A 17,897-nucleotide genomic window follows, 5' to 3' on the forward strand; every position below is an offset into this window, starting at 1 on the left:
TCGTCGCCTCGTACCTCAGCTCCTGAATCTCGAAGCTTTTGAGTATATATTCTGTGTAAAAGGATAAAAAAGCTTCGCTAAATTCTAAGATTTTAATCTGGCTTTTACTTCCATTGGCTGTAAACAACTATAAATAAATGTGTTTACAGGTATATCTATGCCTAGTTTTTTACCTTCTTCTACAACAAAACCATTAAAATTATCCAGTTCTGAAGGTCTGCCTGCCATTATATCTCTTTGTGTAGAAGCAGTGGCATCAAAAGGTTGTTTGCCAATAAAAGTCATAATTCCATCTACAATAGTCGAAGGCATTTCAATTCCTTTGGCTATAGCTATTTTATAAATCTCAGTAGCTGTTGCTCTAAGCATCTTATTCAGTTCAGGATGTTCATACATTTCTCCGATTGTTGCTCTGGTTAAGGCTCCTAAACCGCTAACAGTGGCGATGAACATAAATTTGCTCCATATATCTACCTGAATATCTGCCGAGATTTTATTTTTAAATCCTGCTGTATCAAAAACTGTTTTTGCCTTTTGTAAACGATCTGATTTACTTCTATCTAATTCTCCAAAAACAATCTCTGGTGGATGACCAAAATGCGATATGATTCCGGGAGCTTCAATTTTACTGTAGATTTTACATAATCCACCCAGCACATGTTTTTCATCAATCACAGACATTACTTTTTCGGCATTATCCGCACCATTTTGTAACGGAATTACAATAGTATCTGCTTTCAGGACTGGTTTGATGAGTGCTGCAGCTTCTTTGACCTGCCAGGACTTTGTACAAATTAATATTAAATCTGCTTTTTCAACTTTGTGTATATCATCAGTAACTAAAAAAGGTCTCGTAACAAAATCACCTTCAATACTTTTAACCTGCAACCCATTCTGAAGTATCGCTTCTAGATGTTTTCCTCTGGCGATCATAGACACTTTTTGACCTGATTGAGTAATCTTTCCTCCGAAATATCCTCCGACACCGCCAACTCCAATAACAACTATATGCATATTCTTTTTTTAGATTATTAGATTGATTAGATTGCTGCGCTCTTAGAAATATAATCTTTATTGTGACTTCAAAAATTTTATGTCTTATTAACCGTTATTTGTATGTATCAAAGTTAATTAAAACATCATAATAAACAGGTTCTATAATAAAGCGCAATTAATTCTAAAATGTGATCCGTTTTAGAATAAAAAGTCTCGTTAACTTTATTATTTTTACCTGCAAAACAGATATATATGAGCTCCTCTTTTGAAAAATATCAGAAACGCAGACTAATTTCCTCTTACTTCTCTGTGGTTATTAGTATTTCTCTGGTACTTTTTTTATTAGGCTTACTAGGACTTTTGGTATTGAACACGAAAAAAGTTGCTGACCATTTCAAAGAAAAAATTGCACTAACTATTTATCTAAAAGACACTGCCAAAGATGTTGAGATCAAACAAATGGAAAAAAGTTTGGCTCTGGCAGAATACACCAAATCCACCACTTATATCTCTAAAGATGAAGCTGCCGAAGAACATAGCAAAGATATAGGCGAAAATTTTATGGATTTTCTGGGTTACAATCCGCTTCAGAATTCGATTGATGTGTATCTAAAAGCCGATTTTGTAGATCAGGTAAAGATTGATGAAATAACAACATCTATCACTAAAAAAGATTTTGTAGATGAAGTAACGTATGATAAACCTTTGATTTCTTTGCTAAATGACAATATTAAAAAAATAAGTTTTTGGGTTCTATTAATTAGTGGAATTTTTACCTTTATCGCCGTACTTCTGATTAATAGCTCTATCCGACTATCCGTATATTCTAAACGTTTTATTATTAAAACTATGCAAATGGTAGGCGCCACCAAAAGATTTATTCGTAAACCTTTTATATGGAAAAGTGTTCGTCTCGGAATGATAGGCGCCATTGTAGCACTAATTGGGGTTGGAGTAGTTTTATACTATTTGGATAAAGCTTTTCCGGAATTAGCTTTGCTTAGTGATGAAATACTATTGATTGGCTTGTTTGCAAGTGTTTTTGGGATTGGTGTTTTAATTACATGGATTAGCACATTTTTTGCAACACAACGTTTTCTGAATCTTAGAACGGATGAATTATATTATTAACACTATTGTATGAGTACGCAAAAAACAGGTAAAATATTCTTTTCTATATCTTTTGTGCTATTTGTTATTTTTATGTGGGCAATGATTCAGACATTTAAACCCGTGCGTAATGTACAACCGGAAGATGTAATAGAAATTACAGGCATTGTTGCAAAAATAGAGGAGGGAAGTGGTTTTGATATTGCCATAACATTAGAAAATGACGATCATTATTATTACATTAATCGCGGCTTGGAACAAGGACTCAGTGTAGAAGATTTACAAAAAGAAATCCTAAATAAAAAGGTTACTTTGTATCCTATTCATAGATGGACTATATTTACACGCGACAAGATTATGGGACATATCTCAAAATTAATGATCGAAGATCGGGTGATTTTTAATGAACTTAAAAACGACATTCATGAGCAAACAATCCAACAATAATATTCCACATAAACCAGATTTCGTTTTTGGAAAAAAGAACTATGTAGTAATGGCTATTGGTATTGCTGTAATTGCATTAGGATTTATTTTGATGGCAGGCGGAGGAAGTGACGATCCTAATGTATTTAATCCTGAGATATACAATTTTAGAAGAATTCGATTGGCACCTACCATTGTCCTGATTGGTTTTGGTATCGAAGTATATGCCATTTTATTAAATCCTGATAAGAAGAAAAACCAATAATTAAATAATTCCTCTTCCGGTAGTTATTATATATTTGCATCTAATTTTAGAAATCTTTCTGCATGGAAATTATTGATGCAATTATTTTAGGTATAGTTCAGGGACTTACAGAGTTTTTACCTGTTTCTTCCAGTGGCCATTTAGAATTAGGAAAAGCTATTCTGGGTGATCAAAGTGTTCCCGAAGAATCCTTACTTTTTACCGTGGTTTTGCATTTTGCGACGGCCTTAAGTACCATTGTAGTTTTTAGGAAGGATATCTTTCAGATTATCAAAGGTCTGTTACAGTTCAAAAAAAATGATGAAACGATGTTCTCTCTAAGAATTATCGTTTCTATGATTCCCGCGGTTCTAATCGGTTTATTTTTTGAAGAACAACTAGAACAACTTTTTGGTGGAAACATACTGTTTGTTGGTTGTATGCTTATCATCACAGCGATTCTTCTATGGTTAGCTGATAAAGCAAAGGACACTGCTAAAATCGTTACCACTTCTAATGCTTTTATCATTGGAGTTGCTCAAGCGATAGCAATGTTACCTGGTATTTCCCGAAGTGGTGCTACGATCTCCACATCTGTATTACTTGGTAATGACAAGACCAAAGCTGCACGTTTTTCATTTTTAATGGTAATACCCTTAATTTTTGGGAAAATTGGTAAAGACCTTTTAAGTGGAGATCTTAACTTTACTACAGAAAGTAGTACCCCTTTACTAGTAGGCTTTATTGCCGCATTTATTTCTGGTCTTTTTGCCTGTACGTGGATGATTTCCCTCGTAAAAAAGAGTAAATTATCATATTTTGCCTTATATTGTGTTATTGTTGGCGTTACGGCCATCATCTTTGGTTTTATTAAATAGTCCCCGATAATGCTAACCGAACAAGATTATAAAGACGGTCAAATTCTTTTGATCGATAAACCGCTTCAATGGACATCCTTTCAGGTGGTCAACAAACTACGCTGGTTAATTCGTAAAAACTTTGGGATCAAAAAAATAAAAGTAGGTCACGCCGGAACATTAGATCCATTAGCTTCGGGATTACTTATCATTTGTACTGGTAAGTTTACCAAACGGATACAAGAGTTTATGGGGCAAACCAAAGAATATACAGGAACCATTACATTAGGAGCAACCACACCTTCTTATGACCTGGAAACAGAAGTGGATGAAACTTTTGCCATTGATCATATTTCAGAAGAAGGTATAATATCGACCACTAAAAAGTTTATTGGAGAAATTGAACAATACCCTCCTGTCTTTTCAGCTTTAAAAAAAAATGGGAAAAGGCTATATGAATATGCTAGAGAAGGAGAAGAAGTCAAAATATCAGCAAGAAAAATCACTATTGAGGAATTTGAAATTACCAGAATCGAATTACCAGAAGTCGATTTTAGAGTTGTTTGTGGAAAAGGAACTTATATTAGGTCACTAGCACACGATTTTGGCAAATCACTGCAAAGTGGTGCTCACCTAAGCGCTCTAAGGAGAACTAAAATCGGAGAATTTTCTGTTGCTGATGCTATTGACCCGGAAACATTTGAAAATCAGTTGCGAATAGAAATTGAAACTACATAAAATATAGTAGAAAAAAAGAAGTTATAGATACCTATGGAATTTATAGAAAAACATAAAGCTTTGATTATCACATCTATGTTGATGGGTATTTTTGTGATGACACTCTATAACATCAATATGGTAAATAAGAAAAAAGAGCAGTCTGAAATTCTAATGGAAATTCCTGAAGAGCTGATGGAAGAATTGGCGAAAGAAGAAGAAATAGAGCCACCTGTTGAGGAACAGGAAAGAGAATTAATCGCTTCCAAAAGAACCCATGATGCTTTTAATGAAGATTTTGAAGATTCTGAAGATTTTGAGCAAAGAATCAAGTCTTTAACAGAGACTGCTGAAGCAACAGAAGAAACCTCTAATAACGAACAACTAGCAGAAGGTCAAGAGGCTATTAACGAAGACATAACCCCCGAAGAAGTTCCTGAAGCAAAAAAAGAGGAAAAACCAATAACAGAAGAGGTTAATAACCGAAATAGCTCGGTAACTTTTACTTTAAAAGGTAGAGAAAAGAAAGATATCCCGAATCCTATTTATACCTGTAACGGAAGTGGAAAAGTTGTGGTAAAAATCGAGGTAAACCAAAATGGTTATGTTACTGATGCTAAGATTGACAAAAAAAGATCCTCTACCAGAAATGAGTGTCTTTTTGATAATGCATTGGATTATGCGCAGGACGCATTATTCTCCTCCTCGGATTTAAAAGAGCAAAAAGGTTACATCACCTATTATTTTAATTACGGTGGTTAAACTTATAATAGTTCAACCAAGTCCTCGGCTATGTTATTCCCTTTATCTTTATTATACCAAACTTGTAAGTCCTGTTTAAACTGCGCATCTAGACTACCGTTAGCTTCTTTATAATCATTTACCATTTTTGTAGCAATTGAAGGTCTTGGCCCCCAAGTATTAACTACTTCCTGAGTTTCTTTATTATATGCGATTAGTTTAGGAATCGACTTCCCTCCATTGGTCAGAAAATTATTCATTAATTCATCGTGCTCATCTCTGGATATGATTCTTAAGTCAATCCCCTCATTCATTTCTGAAAGCTTATTAATTACAGGTAACGATTGGGCTGCATCACCACACCAACCTTCTGTTAATACTAACCAGGTAATATTAGTATTAACAGTAGAAAAAGCCTCTGCCACAGAGCCATTAATTTTTAATGTTTTATCCAATCGCTTCATTCTACGATCATTTAACATACTATAATTAGTAAGTGCTTCTGATTGTTCCTGCCCGGTAGATTTGCCTTCAGACAACAGCTTGCTTACCGTATTTTTATATTCTTCATAAGAATAAGAATTGTTTATCCCTTCTTCTATTAATTCATGTATAGTCATCGTAGTCGTTTCCATAATTTTATTTATATCTTATCCTATAGGACGATACAAATATGTGAAACTTACACATTAAATTCACATCTAATCTAATATCTTTATTTCTTAAAACCAATTTTATGGAAAAACACAGATGCGGCTGGTGTATAGGTGATCCTTTATATGAATCTTACCATGATAATGAATGGGGAGTACCATTGCACGATGAGCAACTTCTATTTGAATTTCTTATTTTGGAAACTTTTCAAGCGGGATTAAGCTGGATTACTATTCTTAGAAAACGAGCAAATTTCAAACTTGCTTTTGATAATTTTGATTATAAAATGGTGGCCCAATATAACGATGCAAAAAAAGAAGAATTGCTTCAGAATGCAGGTATTATTAGAAATAAACTGAAAGTAAATTCTGCAATTACAAATGCTCAAAATTTCATGAAAATACAGGAAGAGTTTGGTAGTTTTGACTCTTATATTTGGAGTTTTGTAGACGACAAACCAATTGTTAATTTCTGGAAAAATCATAAGGATTGTCCTGCTACCACAGAAATCTCTGATCTTATTAGTAAAGATTTAAAAAAACGGGGGTTTAAGTTTGTAGGATCAACTATTATCTATGCTTTTATGCAAGCCATTGGAATGGTAAATGATCATACAATTGATTGTTTCAGATACAAAGAAGTATAATCATGGCTGGAGAAACAAATTTAACTACGCTCATACAGAAAATGACTCCAGAGTTACAACCTGGAGAATATGTCTTTACAACTGTAAAAACAACCGACACAATCTCAAGGAACGATATTATCTGTGAGTTTAAAGAAAAGGAAGGGATTACACTTATTCTAGCACGTGAAAAAGCCGACAACCTCAACCTAAAATATGAACATGTTGCCTCTTGGATAACGTTAAAAATCCATTCTTCACTTGATGCTGTAGGTTTAACAGCTATATTTTCTGCAGAACTAGCAGCATATAATATCAGTTGCAATGTGATTGCAGGTTATTATCATGATCACATTTTTGTGAATACAGAGGATAGTAAAAAAGCAGTTAAGGTGCTTAAGAATTTATCTCAAAACTATACAGGATAGCAATTGGGTTATATTTTTATTCCAAACGATAAATCTCCAGAATCTCCCAAGCCTGGAATTATATAACCTCTATTACTTAATTCGGGGTCAATAGCTGCAATCCATAGCTGTGTGCTTTCAGGAAAGACATCTTTTACATACTCAACTCCTTCTTTTGAACCTATGACCGATACAATATGAATCTGTTTTGGTTTTCCATGATTTTCCATAGCCTTGATAGTGTTTTCCAAAGTTTTTCCGGTAGCCAACATTGGATCTGCCAGTATCAAGGTTTTATTTTCTAGAGAAGGTGATGCCAAGTAATTGACAACAACCTCAAAATCATCCGAATCTTCGGTGTGATCTCTATATGCCGAAATAAAAGCATTTTCTGCAGTATCAAAATAATTAATAAGCCCTTGATGTAATGGTAAACCTGCACGTAAAATAGAGCATAACACTAGATCCTGTTCTGGTACAGAAACCTCTTTTGTTCCTAAAGGAGTATGAACGGTTTTTGACGTGTATTTCAAACTTTTACTTAATTCATAACCCAAAACCTCACCGATACGTTCTATATTTTTTCTAAAACGCATGGAATCCTTTTGAATAGTACTATCTCTAATTTCGCTTATAAATTGATTTAAAACAGAATTTTCAGTTTCAAGGTTGTGAATGATCATACATACTAAAATTTAAGATCTATAAAACTAGTTTAAAAATTCCATAAAAGCATCTCTGGAAATTTCTTTTGCTCCTAAACTTGCTAAATGATCTGTATACATTTGGCAATCTATTAATTTAACTTCTTTTTGCTTTAAAAGCTCTATTAATTTAATAAACCCATATTTTGAAGCATTGCTAACCTTAGCAAACATGCTCTCTCCACAAAACACGTTTTTATCCGCTAACCATATTCCGTACAAGCCTCCAATCAACTCTCCATTTTGCCAAACTTCTGTAGAAATAGCATACCCCATTTTATGAAGTTTTATATAAGCCTGTTGCATATCTGATGTGATCCAAGTACCAAACTGATCAGGACGACTGATAGTAGCGCAATGATTAATAACCTGTTCAAAATTTTTGTTAAAAGTAACTTCAAAGCAATTTTTACGGAGTAACTGCCTCATACTTTTACTTATTTTGAGATCATCAGGAAAAAGCACCATTCTCGGATCCGGACTAAACCATAATATGGGTTGATCTTTGTCATACCAAGGGAATATTCCGCTATTATACGCATTCATAAGTCTAGACGTAGAAAGATCTCCTCCTATTGCTAATAACCCATCTTCATCTGCAGCAGTGACGGGTGGGAAGTTTATAGAGTTATTAAGTATATACAAATCAAAATCATCTAAAGTTTCTACAACGTTAAATATCAATTAGTTGTTTGAATTGACCAAAAAAATCGCAATATTTGTGAGAACCTTTTAAGATAAATTTTGTTCATCATTGCTTTTTTGAGTTTGATTAAAAGGTTAACCTAAAACCACAATATGAAAAGTCCGATACTGGTGTATCGGACTTTTTACTTTACACTTCGACAAGCTCAGTGTACATTTTTTATGTATTGATTCACTTAAAATGGTAAATCATCATGGTCTTCTTCTTTTAAGTCGGTTGCTGGCTCAAAAGCATCAGCAGGAGGCATGGGAGCCGCTGCAGAAGGAGCTGCTGCTTGTAAATTTTCAATTCTCCATCCTTGGATAGAATTAAAATATTTCGTCTCTCCTTGTGGGTTTACCCACTCACGACCACGTAAATTAATACTTATTTTTACATCCTGACCTACCTGAAAGCTGTTTAATAAATCGCATTTATCCTGAACAAACTCAACCATTATGTGCTGTGGATATTGTTCTTCTGTAGTAACCACTATCTCACGTTTTCTGAAACCATTGTTTCCAAAAGTTTGTGTCTCACCGACCATCTTTACTTTACCTTGTACTTCCATCTTTTTAATTATTGTATTGCTGCTAAAATATTCCAGGCAGTATTCATATCATCCTTATCCAAATACTGCTGTGCAAATTTATGAATTTCTATTAGGTTAGCATCCTGAATTTTATCCTTAATATCACTATTGTTATTAACAAAATTTTTTGCGTCTATATTTTTAGGTATTCTTTCTACATTGGCCAACTTACCCAAATCGTTGCCTGTAAATATTGTACTGTTTTTTATACCATCAGGTAGAGCATCTATACCAATACCTATGGTACTAAGTGGTTTTGGAACTTCGAACATTCCCATATTTGCTCTTGAATACCAGTTTCCGCCCATACGAGCAACCTGATCAATTTTATGCTGATCTATCCTACCATCTTGATCGATAATCTCCTTTTTTACGTGCATCAGCAGCACCTCACAAATAATAAGATTCCCCGCTCCTCCTTCTTCTCCCATAGCAACTACTTCATTCACCTTGCATTCAAATTGTACAGGTGACTCACCCACCCTAAAAGCTTGTATCTTTTCTGAAGCAACCATTGTTAGACCGGCTTTCTCAAACTCATTGACACCTTCAGGATATTCTGTACTGGATAAAGACATCTGCTGCACTATATCGTAGTTTACAACATTAATAACTACTTCTTTGGTTGCTAATGCATTTTCTAAGGTATGTTTAGTCGTATTATCTCTAACCCTTCTGGCAGGCGAAAAAATAAGAATTGGCGGATTAGCACTAAAGACATTAAAAAAACTAAATGGAGAAAGGTTTGGATTACCTTCTTCATCAATGGTGCTTGCAAAAGCGATCGGTCTTGGACCAATGGCTCCAAGCATCATTCCGTGCAATTTTCCAGTCGAAACTTCTAAAGGGTCTATACGTAACATACATAAATCTATTCTACAAAGATAATTAAAGTTTGCCGCTCCTAGTACTCTCTACATGGTTTTACTTACCTTGTACAGAAACAATAAAATAATTTAAAAACGTTTATATTTAAGATCTGGTAACACATCCTTTTTTATGAATTTTTCTGATGAGCGTAATCTAGCTAGTTATTTTATAATTTTTGCAGTTCTTGTGATTACCGGTCTTGTACTTTGGAACACTTCTCTTTTTTTACAACGATTAAAAAAAGATGAAACTATAAAAGTACAAGTTTGGGCTCAATCATTCAAGGCACTAAGCAGCTCCGGTCTAGATGGATCTACAGATATAAATCTAGATGAATATCTTGAGTTATCCAATCTCATTAATAGCTCGAATAATACAATTCCGACTATTATTACCAACTCCAACAGGGATTTTATCAAGGACGCGGAGGGCAACATTGATGCTTTGTCGACATTAAATTTGCCTGAAGATATTACAGAAGAGGAACTAGCAGATTATCTGGAACAGATGAAATCAGAGAATGAGCCCATAGCACTAGATTTACAAGGTACTGTGCAATACGTTTATTACGGAAACTCTTCTATTCTACAAAAATTGAAATACTATCCTATTGCTATTGCTTTAATAATTTTTTTGCTGATTGGAGTTATCTATTTCTTTTTTACAACTTCTAAAGCCAGCGAGCAAAACAAGTTATGGGCAGGTATGGCCAAAGAAACAGCACATCAGATTGGAACTCCTTTATCATCCTTGGTCGGCTGGAATGAAATTCTCAAGGTAGAAAATGTGAATCCAGAGTATATTGTGGAAATAGAAAAGGATATTTCGAGATTAAAAGTGATCACCGAACGCTTTTCTAAAATAGGGTCTATTCCAAAATTAGAAGAGGTGGATATTGTTGCCGAAACAAAAGAAGCCTATACTTATTTACAATCCAGAAGCTCTAAACTCATTAATTTTTCACTTAATTTACCCGAAGAATCAATTCCTGTACATCTAAATTCTCAACTTTATAGCTGGACGATAGAAAACCTTGTAAAAAATGCTATCGATGCGATGAGAGGTAAAGGTGACCTAAATATTGAATTGTCTCAAGACTCGAAACGTGTTTTTATAAGAATAACGGATACAGGAAAAGGAATTCCGAAAAGTAAATTTACTAAGATTTTTGAACCTGGTTATACTTCCAAAACAAGGGGTTGGGGACTCGGGCTTTCACTGGCAAAAAGAATCATTGAAGACTATCACTCTGGTAAAATTAAAGTGCTTAGATCCGAAATAGGTAAAGGCACCACTTTTCAGATCACATTGAGTAAATCAGAATCACCCATTATAACATAATTCTTTTACAAACGTTATATACTAAAAATTAATAAAGTGAAAACCAAGTATATTGTTTTAAAAGAAGCTGTTCTTAATAACAACTGCCCTGAATGTTATGCTAAAGAAAGTTTATTACTATCATTCAGACAAAAAAAACTGTTTTCTAAACTTTTTATTAAGACAAAGGGAGAGATTATTGAAAGTATGGATTGCAAAAAATGTGACACCACTATATTTCCCGGTCGCTGGACTGATGATATTGAAAGAGTGTATAGTTATCACAAAAAAACAATAGATCCTAAAAAGTCTGGTATTCGATTTACAGGTCTGTTTTATATTTTATTTGCGTTGATGCTATTAGTCATCGGAGTTTTATATATCTTTCTTTATCACCAGGAGCTTTTTCAGTTATAATTGATTTAAACGTAATGATTCATAACTGTTCGTAACTCATCAGAAATTCTAAAGGTTTTATCAATATTAAAATCGAAACAAACGGCAACATCGTGACCCATAGCACATAACTTACCATCATCATTATATAATTCATGATATAATCCAAAACTAGAGTTTTTTATAAATTCTACTTTTGTTTTAATCAATACATTTCCCGGAAAAAACAAAGGATTCTTAAAATCACATTTGGTAGATACCAGCATTGGCCCTTTTTTGGTTTCTTCATATAACTTTGCCAATCCGGAAACCTCCCAAAACTGAACACGGGCACTTTGCATATATTTCATAAAATTCACGTTATTCACATGCTGATAGGTATCCATTTCACTCCAATCAATTCTTAGTTGTAGTGACAATTTAAAATCAGAAGTAGTACTCATTTTTATAAATTCGATTGAATTTTAGCTGCCAATGCCTCAAACTCATCTTTTGACACGGATACTTTGTGCTGAAATGTCATTTCTTTCATATTGTTAAGCGGTATCAAATGTACATGAACATGTGGAACCTCTAGACCTACTACTGCAACACCAACCCGCTTACACGTCACTGATTTCTCTAATGCTATGGCTACTTTACGAGAAAAACGCATCAACTCTGTATAGGTTTCTTCGTCAAGATCAAATATTTTATCTTCTTCTTTTTTAGGTATGCATAAGGTATGCCCTTTAGCATTAGGGTTTATATCTAAAAAAGCATAGAAATTCTCGTTTTCGGCGACTTTATATGAGGGTATTTCGCCATTAATAATTTTAGTGAACAGGGTAGACATTCGTTAAAACTTTAGTTGGTTTATCAATACGAAATATAGGGTATTTCTGGCAAAATAAAGGTTATAAAAAAACCTTTCTTAAAAAATAAGAAAGGTTTAACCATAATGTGTATTAAATTTTATTCGCGAGTAATCTCAATCACATCAAATTTCATAATTCCATTAGGAACCTGAATTTCTGCCTCTTCTCCTACACTTTTTCCTAAAAGTCCTTTACCTATAGGCGAATCTACCGATATTTTACCGGTTTTAAGATCAGCTTCGCTTTGTGCAACCAATTTATAGGTCATCTCTGCACCATTTGTTTGATTTTTAATCTTAACTGTAGAATGTATTAACACTTTTGATGTATCCAACTGAGATTCATCTATAAGACGAGCTCCTGATAAGGTTTCTTCTAATTTAGAAATTCTCATTTCTAACAATCCTTGTGCTTCTTTTGCTGCATCATATTCAGCATTTTCACTTAAATCTCCTTTATCACGTGCTTCTGCAATTGCTTGTGACGCCTTTGGTCTTTCTATATCCTTCAGGTTATTTAATTCGTCTCTTAATTTTTTTAGCCCTTCTGCAGTGTAATAAGATACTTTGCTCATAACTTCATCGTTTATATAAATACAAAAAATCCCATGGCTATGGGACTTCAACTATAAACAAATATAATAAAAAATAATACCGAATCACATTTTTACCTAATTTGGTCACTTAAAAAATAAGCTTCGTATCAGAAAGAATCTCTTTCACTTAAATAATTACAAAAAGATGAAAAAAATAATAGTAATAGTTTGCCTTTCTCTGTTTATGCTTTCTTGCAGCAGCGATGACGGTCGCTCAAACAATCCCAATCTTCCATCTATAAGTTTTAATCATACCGTCAATTTAGATTTACCACAATTCAATAGTCTTAAATTTCCTGGGAATTTTGAAGTCATTCGGATTGAAGGAGTTGGTATTAAAGGGGTTATTGTATATAATGTAGATAACACGCTGTATTCTGCTTTTGAACTAAGTGATCCTAATATTCCTCCAAGTGACTGTTCTGCACTTAGTGTAACTGGAATTCGTGCAGAATCTAATTGCGGTAATGATAATGCCTATGAGATTGTAAGTGGTCAACAACTAGAAGGAGAAGGTGGATATCCTCTTTTAAGATATCAAGTCAGAAGAGAAGGGAATATTTTGGCAATTTCTAATTAAAGGCCAACAAACCGTCTTTAAGATTAATCAAATGCAGATCATCTCTTTGTTCCTGTATAAGCTGGATTGCCTTTTTGCTTCGTATTCCTGATTGGCAACATACTACAATTGGCTTTTGATCATTTAATTCTGAAACTCTTTGCTGTAGTGTATCTAAAGGTATTTGAATTCCGCCAATATTAAACCGATCCATTTCTTCTAAAGATCTTACATCTAGAATTTGATAATCCTCAAGATTTTGTTTTAATTCTGAAGCTGAAATTTCCTCAATAGTATTTGACTTAATCCCACAGAAAAAATCGTAGTCATCCGCTAATTGATTGATTTCAATATTTTCATTTTTTTTAAAACTCAATACTTGTTGTTGTAAGGTAAGTGCATCAAAATAGAGTAGCTTCCCTTGCAATACTTCACCTATTCCAGTAATTATTTTAATGACTTCATTTGCTTGAAGGCTTCCTATAATCCCTGGTAGTACACCCAAAACTCCTATATCAGAACAATTAGGAACTTCGTCCGGAGCTGGTGGATCGGGGAATAAACAACGATACGTAGGTCCTTCTTTATAATTGAGTACAGAAACCTGCCCCTGAAACTTAAATATAGAACCAAAAACTAAAGGTTTACCTGTCAGTACACTAGCATCATTTACTAAATATCGAGTAGGAAAGTTATCACTTCCATCAACAATAATATCGTATTCGAGAAAAAGATCTAATACATTATCTATATCTAATTTCTCTTCATACACTTTAAAAAACACAAAAGGATTTAATCTGGATAATTTTTCTGAAGCTGCTTTAGCTTTTAATCTTCCGATATCATCTACAGTATATAATATCTGACGTTGAAGGTTGGTTTGATCAACTACATCATCATCAATAATTCCAATAGTACCTATTCCTGCTGCTGTAAGATATTGCAAAACAGGACAACCTAAACCACCTGCTCCGATCACCAAAACTTTGGCAGATTTAAGTTTGTTTTGCCCTTCTTCTCCAATCTCATTAAGAATGAGATGACGATTGTATTGTATTTTTTCCTCTTTGCTCAGCATATTACAAAACTAGCTTATAAAGATATTACAATTTATTGCCAATTATGAGCCCAATCTTTCCAAACCACTTCTAATCCTTTAGATTTTAACATAGTCACAACCTCTTCTGTTGAGCGCTCATCAGAAATTTCAAACTGCTCCAATGATTGAGGTTCTACTAAATATCCTCCAGGGTTTGTTTTAGATTCTGCGCTGATAGAAGTAACACCTAAGTTTACGATGTTTTCCCTAAAAACTTCACTTTCTCTAGTAGACATAGATAATTCTACATCTTCATCTAATAAACGGAAGGCACAAATTAGTTGTACTAAATCTGAATCCGTCATTTCCACTTTGGGTTCTAGTCCGCCACTATGAGGTCTAAGTCTTGGAAATGATATTGAATATTTTGTCTTCCAATATGTTTTTTGTAAATATTGTAGATGTAAAGCTGTAAAAAAGCTATCAGCTCTCCAATCCTCTAAACCGAACAGAGCTCCTAAACCTATTTTATGAATACCAGCTTTTCCTAATCGATCCGGAGTATCTAGTCGATAGTCAAAGTTTGATTTTCTTCCTTTTGGATGATGTTTTTTATATTCATCCTTGTGATAGGTTTCTTGATATACCAATACAGCATATAAACCACTATCTATTAACAATTCGTAATCCATTTGATCCATTGGTTGGACTTCTATTGTAATATTAGCGAACTTAGAGCTAATTAACTTGATGGCATTATTAATATAATCTACTCCAACGGTTCGATTTGCTTCTCCTGTAACCAATAAAATATGATCATATCCTTTAGACTTCAAAAAATCAACTTCTTTTAAAATTTCTTCATCTGATAAGGTTCTTCTTGGGATTTTATTAGTCATACTAAACCCACAATATGTACAAATATTTTGACACTCATTACTTAGATACATAGGTGCATACATCTGTATCGTATTTCCGAAACGCTTCTTAGTAATCTCAGAGCTTAATTGAGCCATTTGCTCCAAATAAGGCTTTGCAACAGGGGAAATTAATGCTTTAAAATCTTCTATAGTTCTTTTCCGCGTCTCTAATGCCTTTTTAACATCTTGTTCTGTTTTATTAAGGATATCAAAGAGTGTATTATCCCAATTATATTGATCGAATATTTGCTTAAAGGATTTCATGTTTTGGGTTTTGAGTTTCCTCTCCTTGGGGAGAGGACTAAGGTGAGGGGTTTTAGTAACACCCTCATTACTGCAACAAGTTCAGCACAGGCTCTAACCTTTTCCCTCAAGGGAGAAGGAACTGATTTATTCTTTAATTTCTTTAGTCAAAAAACTAGTTAAAGGGCTACTCGCTTCTGCATGTTGTTTAATAGGAGCTAACTTGGCATTATACGCTAACCGACCGGCTTCTACAGCCATTTTGAAAGCTTTGGCCATTGCAATTGGATTTTCTGAAACCGCAATAGCTGTATTCACTAAAACTGCGTCGGCACCCATTTCCATTGCGCGAGCGGCATGTGATGGACTACCAATACCTGCATCTACAATAACAGGCACATTACTTTGATCAATTATTATCTCTAAGAAATCTATTGTTTTCAAACCTTTATTACTTCCTATAGGCGCTCCTAATGGCATTACGCATTGAGTACCCACTTCTTCTAATCGTTTACATAAAACTGGATCAGCATGGATATATGGCATCACAACAAAACCTAGTTTTACTAATTCCTCTGCAGCTTTTAAAGTTTCGATAGGATCAGGCAATAAATATTTTGGATCGGGATGAATCTCCAACTTGATCCAATTTGTTTCTAGCGCTTCTCTTGCTAATTGAGCTGCAAAGATGGATTCTTTAGCATCTCTCACACCAGAAGTGTTAGGTAATAAATTAATTCTAGGATGATCCAAATGAGTGAGTATATCATCCTCCTCGTTAGTGACATCCACACGTTTTAGCGCAACGGTTATTAACTCACTTTCTGAAGTTAACAATGCTTTTCTCATCAAATCAGATGAACTAAACTTTCCTGTTCCTGTAAATAACCTAGAGGAAAACTCTTTATCTGCAATTTTTAATGTATCCATTTTCTAGCCTTTCGCTTCTAGCTTATTCACCATTAGCTTTTTTATAGTTTCAATTCTTTCTTCTAAATCTTCTTTATCAGTTAACATTCCTGAAACTGCAATTCCGTTGATTCCTGTTTCCAAGATTTCAGATATATCATTTTTCTCTATTCCACCAATTCCTACTATTGGAATATGTATATCATTTTTCAATTCTGAAATAATTTTTTGATACCCTTCTAATCCAAGTATTGGACTTAACTTCTTTTTGGTATTGGTATACCTAAACGGTCCCAATCCTATATAATCAACTCCATCATTTTTATGCTTCAAACAATCTTGTAAGGTATTAGCGGTACCTCCTATAATAAAATTATCTCCTAAAATGGCTCTAGCTTCTTTAGGATTTATATCTTCTAATCCCAAATGCACACCATCAGCTTGAGAAGCTTTTGCTATGCTTACGCTATCATTAACAATCATAACAGCTGCATATTGATCACAGATTTCTCTACATTTTAAAGCCGTATTTAATACCGTAGCAGGATCCATATCCTTTAAACGTAATTGTACCCATCGAACACCAGCTTCACATGCTTCCCCAATATGTTGTAAATGTTCTTGTGGAGATTCACCTTGAGAGATATATTGTAGTGTAGTCATTATATTTTAGAATTTATGATACCCCAAAAGCGAGGTGTTAGAACTTAGCACTTTTTCTATGTACCGCTTTCCTCGATAACAGGATTTTAATAACGGAAAACCTTGAGACAAATATGCTGTTATAGCTGATGATAATACACATCCACTTCCATGTTTTTCATTCATGTTTTTGTTTTTAGGATTTAACACAAAGCATGTTCCCTGTTTGGTAAATAATTCGTCTTTTCCCAGCATTTCTTCTCTATGGCCTCCTTTTAGTAATACATTCGTTTTATTAGAAATATGTTGTATCGTTTCTTCAATAGTTTTATCAGGATAAAAAGCCTTAATTTCACTATAATTTGGAGTCAAAAGATATATTTTATCTAATATCTCTTCGAATTCAGGGGTTACAATTGAAAGCTCATAAAAATCATAAGCAGAACTGGATTTTAAAACTGGATCTAACACAATTTTCATATTACTATTCTTTTCTAAAAGAAAGTCAATAATATCAAGAAGTACTTTCCAATTTTGGATAATCCCGATTTTTACATAATCAACCTTAAATCTTTTCAATAAAACTTCTATCTGATCCTTTATAACCTTTTCTTCGCTCCAAATACATGCTTCAAAATCTGTATCACTCTGAATCGTATTCGCCGTACAAACTGCAAAACCATAACATTTTAAAGCTTCAAAAGTTTTAATATCCGCCGTTAATCCCGCTCCAGAGGATGGATCAAAACCTGCTATCGTGAGTACGTTGGGGCGATTTTGCATGTATCT

General features: G+C 33.9%; 25 protein-coding genes. 11 read left to right on the forward strand and 14 right to left on the reverse strand.

The annotated features are described in order from the left end of the window. Nucleotides 1-84: 84 nt before the first annotated feature. On the reverse strand, nt 85-1,014 hold the full coding sequence (locus tag ACFSR1_RS11200; protein WP_378292484.1) for a ketopantoate reductase family protein: 930 nt from the start codon (nt 1,012-1,014) through the stop codon (nt 85-87). 234 nt (nt 1,015-1,248) lie between these two features. Here ACFSR1_RS11200 and ACFSR1_RS11205 point away from each other — a divergent pair, with 234 nt between their 5' ends. From ACFSR1_RS11205 to ACFSR1_RS11230, 6 genes are all read left to right on the forward strand, one after another. Then, the gene (locus ACFSR1_RS11205) at nt 1,249-2,127 is read left to right on the forward strand and encodes a cell division protein FtsX (RefSeq protein ID WP_378292485.1); all 879 of its coding nucleotides are present in this window, start codon (nt 1,249-1,251) and stop codon (nt 2,125-2,127) included. Nucleotides 2,128-2,136: 9 nt separating this feature from the next. After that, complete coding sequence (locus tag ACFSR1_RS11210; RefSeq protein ID WP_378292487.1) at nt 2,137-2,553, forward strand: hypothetical protein; 417 nt, start codon at nt 2,137-2,139, stop codon at nt 2,551-2,553. After that, nucleotides 2,531-2,797 (forward strand): DUF3098 domain-containing protein, encoded by a 267-nt coding sequence (locus ACFSR1_RS11215; RefSeq protein WP_378292489.1) that lies wholly within the window; start codon nt 2,531-2,533, stop codon nt 2,795-2,797. The genes ACFSR1_RS11210 and ACFSR1_RS11215 overlap by 23 nt, the downstream gene beginning before the upstream one ends. Before the next feature lie 62 nt (nt 2,798-2,859). Beyond that, nucleotides 2,860-3,654: an undecaprenyl-diphosphate phosphatase gene (locus tag ACFSR1_RS11220; RefSeq protein ID WP_378292491.1), complete on the forward strand. Its 795-nt coding sequence runs from the start codon at nt 2,860-2,862 to the stop codon at nt 3,652-3,654. A 9-nt stretch (nt 3,655-3,663) separates the two neighbouring features. After that, complete coding sequence (gene truB, locus ACFSR1_RS11225) at nt 3,664-4,371, forward strand: tRNA pseudouridine(55) synthase TruB (protein ID WP_378292493.1); 708 nt, start codon at nt 3,664-3,666, stop codon at nt 4,369-4,371. A 33-nt stretch (nt 4,372-4,404) separates the two neighbouring features. Then, the gene (locus tag ACFSR1_RS11230) at nt 4,405-5,112 is read left to right on the forward strand and encodes a hypothetical protein (protein ID WP_378292495.1); all 708 of its coding nucleotides are present in this window, start codon (nt 4,405-4,407) and stop codon (nt 5,110-5,112) included. A gap of 2 nt (nt 5,113-5,114) precedes the next feature. On the opposite strand, the gene ACFSR1_RS11235 is transcribed toward ACFSR1_RS11230, so the two are convergent. Beyond that, a complete protein-coding gene (locus ACFSR1_RS11235) occupies nt 5,115-5,726 on the reverse strand; it encodes a thioredoxin family protein (RefSeq protein WP_378292497.1) in 612 nt (203 codons plus the stop codon). Nucleotides 5,727-5,827: 101 nt separating this feature from the next. Here ACFSR1_RS11235 and ACFSR1_RS11240 point away from each other — a divergent pair, with 101 nt between their 5' ends. Both ACFSR1_RS11240 and ACFSR1_RS11245 read left to right on the forward strand, forming a co-directional pair. Further along, the gene (locus ACFSR1_RS11240) at nt 5,828-6,391 is read left to right on the forward strand and encodes a DNA-3-methyladenine glycosylase I (RefSeq protein WP_378292499.1); all 564 of its coding nucleotides are present in this window, start codon (nt 5,828-5,830) and stop codon (nt 6,389-6,391) included. A gap of 2 nt (nt 6,392-6,393) precedes the next feature. After that, nucleotides 6,394-6,798: an ACT domain-containing protein gene (locus tag ACFSR1_RS11245; protein ID WP_378292501.1), complete on the forward strand. Its 405-nt coding sequence runs from the start codon at nt 6,394-6,396 to the stop codon at nt 6,796-6,798. Between the two features lie 8 nt (nt 6,799-6,806). Here the strand turns inward: ACFSR1_RS11245 and upp are convergent, their stop codons facing one another. The 4 genes from upp to ACFSR1_RS11265 form a co-directional block, all read right to left on the reverse strand. Further along, nucleotides 6,807-7,460 (reverse strand): uracil phosphoribosyltransferase, encoded by a 654-nt coding sequence (gene upp / locus ACFSR1_RS11250; RefSeq protein ID WP_378292503.1) that lies wholly within the window; start codon nt 7,458-7,460, stop codon nt 6,807-6,809. A 27-nt stretch (nt 7,461-7,487) separates the two neighbouring features. After that, on the reverse strand, nt 7,488-8,126 hold the full coding sequence (gene aat, locus ACFSR1_RS11255) for a leucyl/phenylalanyl-tRNA--protein transferase (protein ID WP_378294499.1): 639 nt from the start codon (nt 8,124-8,126) through the stop codon (nt 7,488-7,490). Between the two features lie 236 nt (nt 8,127-8,362). After that, the gene (locus tag ACFSR1_RS11260) at nt 8,363-8,737 is read right to left on the reverse strand and encodes a DUF3127 domain-containing protein (RefSeq protein WP_378292505.1); all 375 of its coding nucleotides are present in this window, start codon (nt 8,735-8,737) and stop codon (nt 8,363-8,365) included. Between the two features lie 8 nt (nt 8,738-8,745). Beyond that, nucleotides 8,746-9,621, reverse strand: a complete 876-nt coding sequence (locus tag ACFSR1_RS11265) for a flavin reductase family protein (RefSeq protein WP_378292506.1) — start codon at nt 9,619-9,621, stop codon at nt 8,746-8,748. A 136-nt stretch (nt 9,622-9,757) separates the two neighbouring features. On the opposite strand from ACFSR1_RS11265, the gene ACFSR1_RS11270 reads away from it, so the two are divergent. Both ACFSR1_RS11270 and ACFSR1_RS11275 read left to right on the forward strand, forming a co-directional pair. Next, the gene (locus ACFSR1_RS11270; RefSeq protein ID WP_378292508.1) at nt 9,758-10,969 is read left to right on the forward strand and encodes a sensor histidine kinase; all 1,212 of its coding nucleotides are present in this window, start codon (nt 9,758-9,760) and stop codon (nt 10,967-10,969) included. Between the two features lie 36 nt (nt 10,970-11,005). Then, on the forward strand, nt 11,006-11,365 hold the full coding sequence (locus ACFSR1_RS11275) for a hypothetical protein (protein WP_378292510.1): 360 nt from the start codon (nt 11,006-11,008) through the stop codon (nt 11,363-11,365). 5 nt (nt 11,366-11,370) lie between these two features. Here the strand turns inward: ACFSR1_RS11275 and ACFSR1_RS11280 are convergent, their stop codons facing one another. The 3 genes from ACFSR1_RS11280 to greA all read right to left on the reverse strand — a co-directional run bounded on the left by ACFSR1_RS11280 (nt 11,371) and on the right by greA (nt 12,775). Then, nucleotides 11,371-11,787, reverse strand: a complete 417-nt coding sequence (locus ACFSR1_RS11280) for an acyl-CoA thioesterase (protein WP_378292512.1) — start codon at nt 11,785-11,787, stop codon at nt 11,371-11,373. Nucleotides 11,788-11,789: 2 nt separating this feature from the next. Then, on the reverse strand, nt 11,790-12,179 hold the full coding sequence (locus ACFSR1_RS11285) for an HIT family protein (RefSeq protein WP_378292513.1): 390 nt from the start codon (nt 12,177-12,179) through the stop codon (nt 11,790-11,792). A 119-nt stretch (nt 12,180-12,298) separates the two neighbouring features. Next, entirely contained in the window at nt 12,299-12,775 is a 477-nt protein-coding gene (greA, locus tag ACFSR1_RS11290) for a transcription elongation factor GreA (protein WP_378292515.1), read from the reverse strand. Nucleotides 12,776-12,941: 166 nt separating this feature from the next. On the opposite strand from greA, the gene ACFSR1_RS11295 reads away from it, so the two are divergent. Beyond that, nucleotides 12,942-13,376, forward strand: coding sequence for a hypothetical protein (locus ACFSR1_RS11295; RefSeq protein ID WP_378292517.1), 435 nt, complete (start codon nt 12,942-12,944; stop codon nt 13,374-13,376). Here ACFSR1_RS11295 and moeB read toward each other — a convergent pair. The 5 genes from moeB to ACFSR1_RS11320 all read right to left on the reverse strand — a co-directional run bounded on the left by moeB (nt 13,369) and on the right by ACFSR1_RS11320 (nt 17,891). Next, nucleotides 13,369-14,433, reverse strand: a complete 1,065-nt coding sequence (gene moeB / locus ACFSR1_RS11300) for a molybdopterin-synthase adenylyltransferase MoeB (RefSeq protein WP_378292519.1) — start codon at nt 14,431-14,433, stop codon at nt 13,369-13,371. The genes ACFSR1_RS11295 and moeB overlap by 8 nt on opposite strands. Nucleotides 14,434-14,465: 32 nt before the next feature. Then, nucleotides 14,466-15,578 carry a 2-iminoacetate synthase ThiH gene (gene thiH, locus ACFSR1_RS11305; protein WP_378292521.1) on the reverse strand — a complete coding sequence of 371 codons (1,113 nt, stop codon included), beginning with the start codon at nt 15,576-15,578 and terminating at the stop codon, nt 14,466-14,468. 126 nt (nt 15,579-15,704) lie between these two features. Next, the gene (locus ACFSR1_RS11310; protein ID WP_378292523.1) at nt 15,705-16,487 is read right to left on the reverse strand and encodes a thiazole synthase; all 783 of its coding nucleotides are present in this window, start codon (nt 16,485-16,487) and stop codon (nt 15,705-15,707) included. A gap of 3 nt (nt 16,488-16,490) precedes the next feature. Beyond that, a complete protein-coding gene (locus ACFSR1_RS11315) occupies nt 16,491-17,129 on the reverse strand; it encodes a thiamine phosphate synthase (protein WP_378292525.1) in 639 nt (212 codons plus the stop codon). A 6-nt stretch (nt 17,130-17,135) separates the two neighbouring features. Beyond that, on the reverse strand, nt 17,136-17,891 hold the full coding sequence (locus tag ACFSR1_RS11320; protein ID WP_378292527.1) for a hydroxymethylpyrimidine/phosphomethylpyrimidine kinase: 756 nt from the start codon (nt 17,889-17,891) through the stop codon (nt 17,136-17,138). Between the last annotated feature and the right edge of the window lie 6 nt (nt 17,892-17,897).

It is taken from the genome of Aquimarina rubra (assembly GCF_042684305.1).
Classification (GTDB): Bacteria; Bacteroidota; Bacteroidia; order Flavobacteriales; family Flavobacteriaceae; genus Aquimarina; species Aquimarina rubra.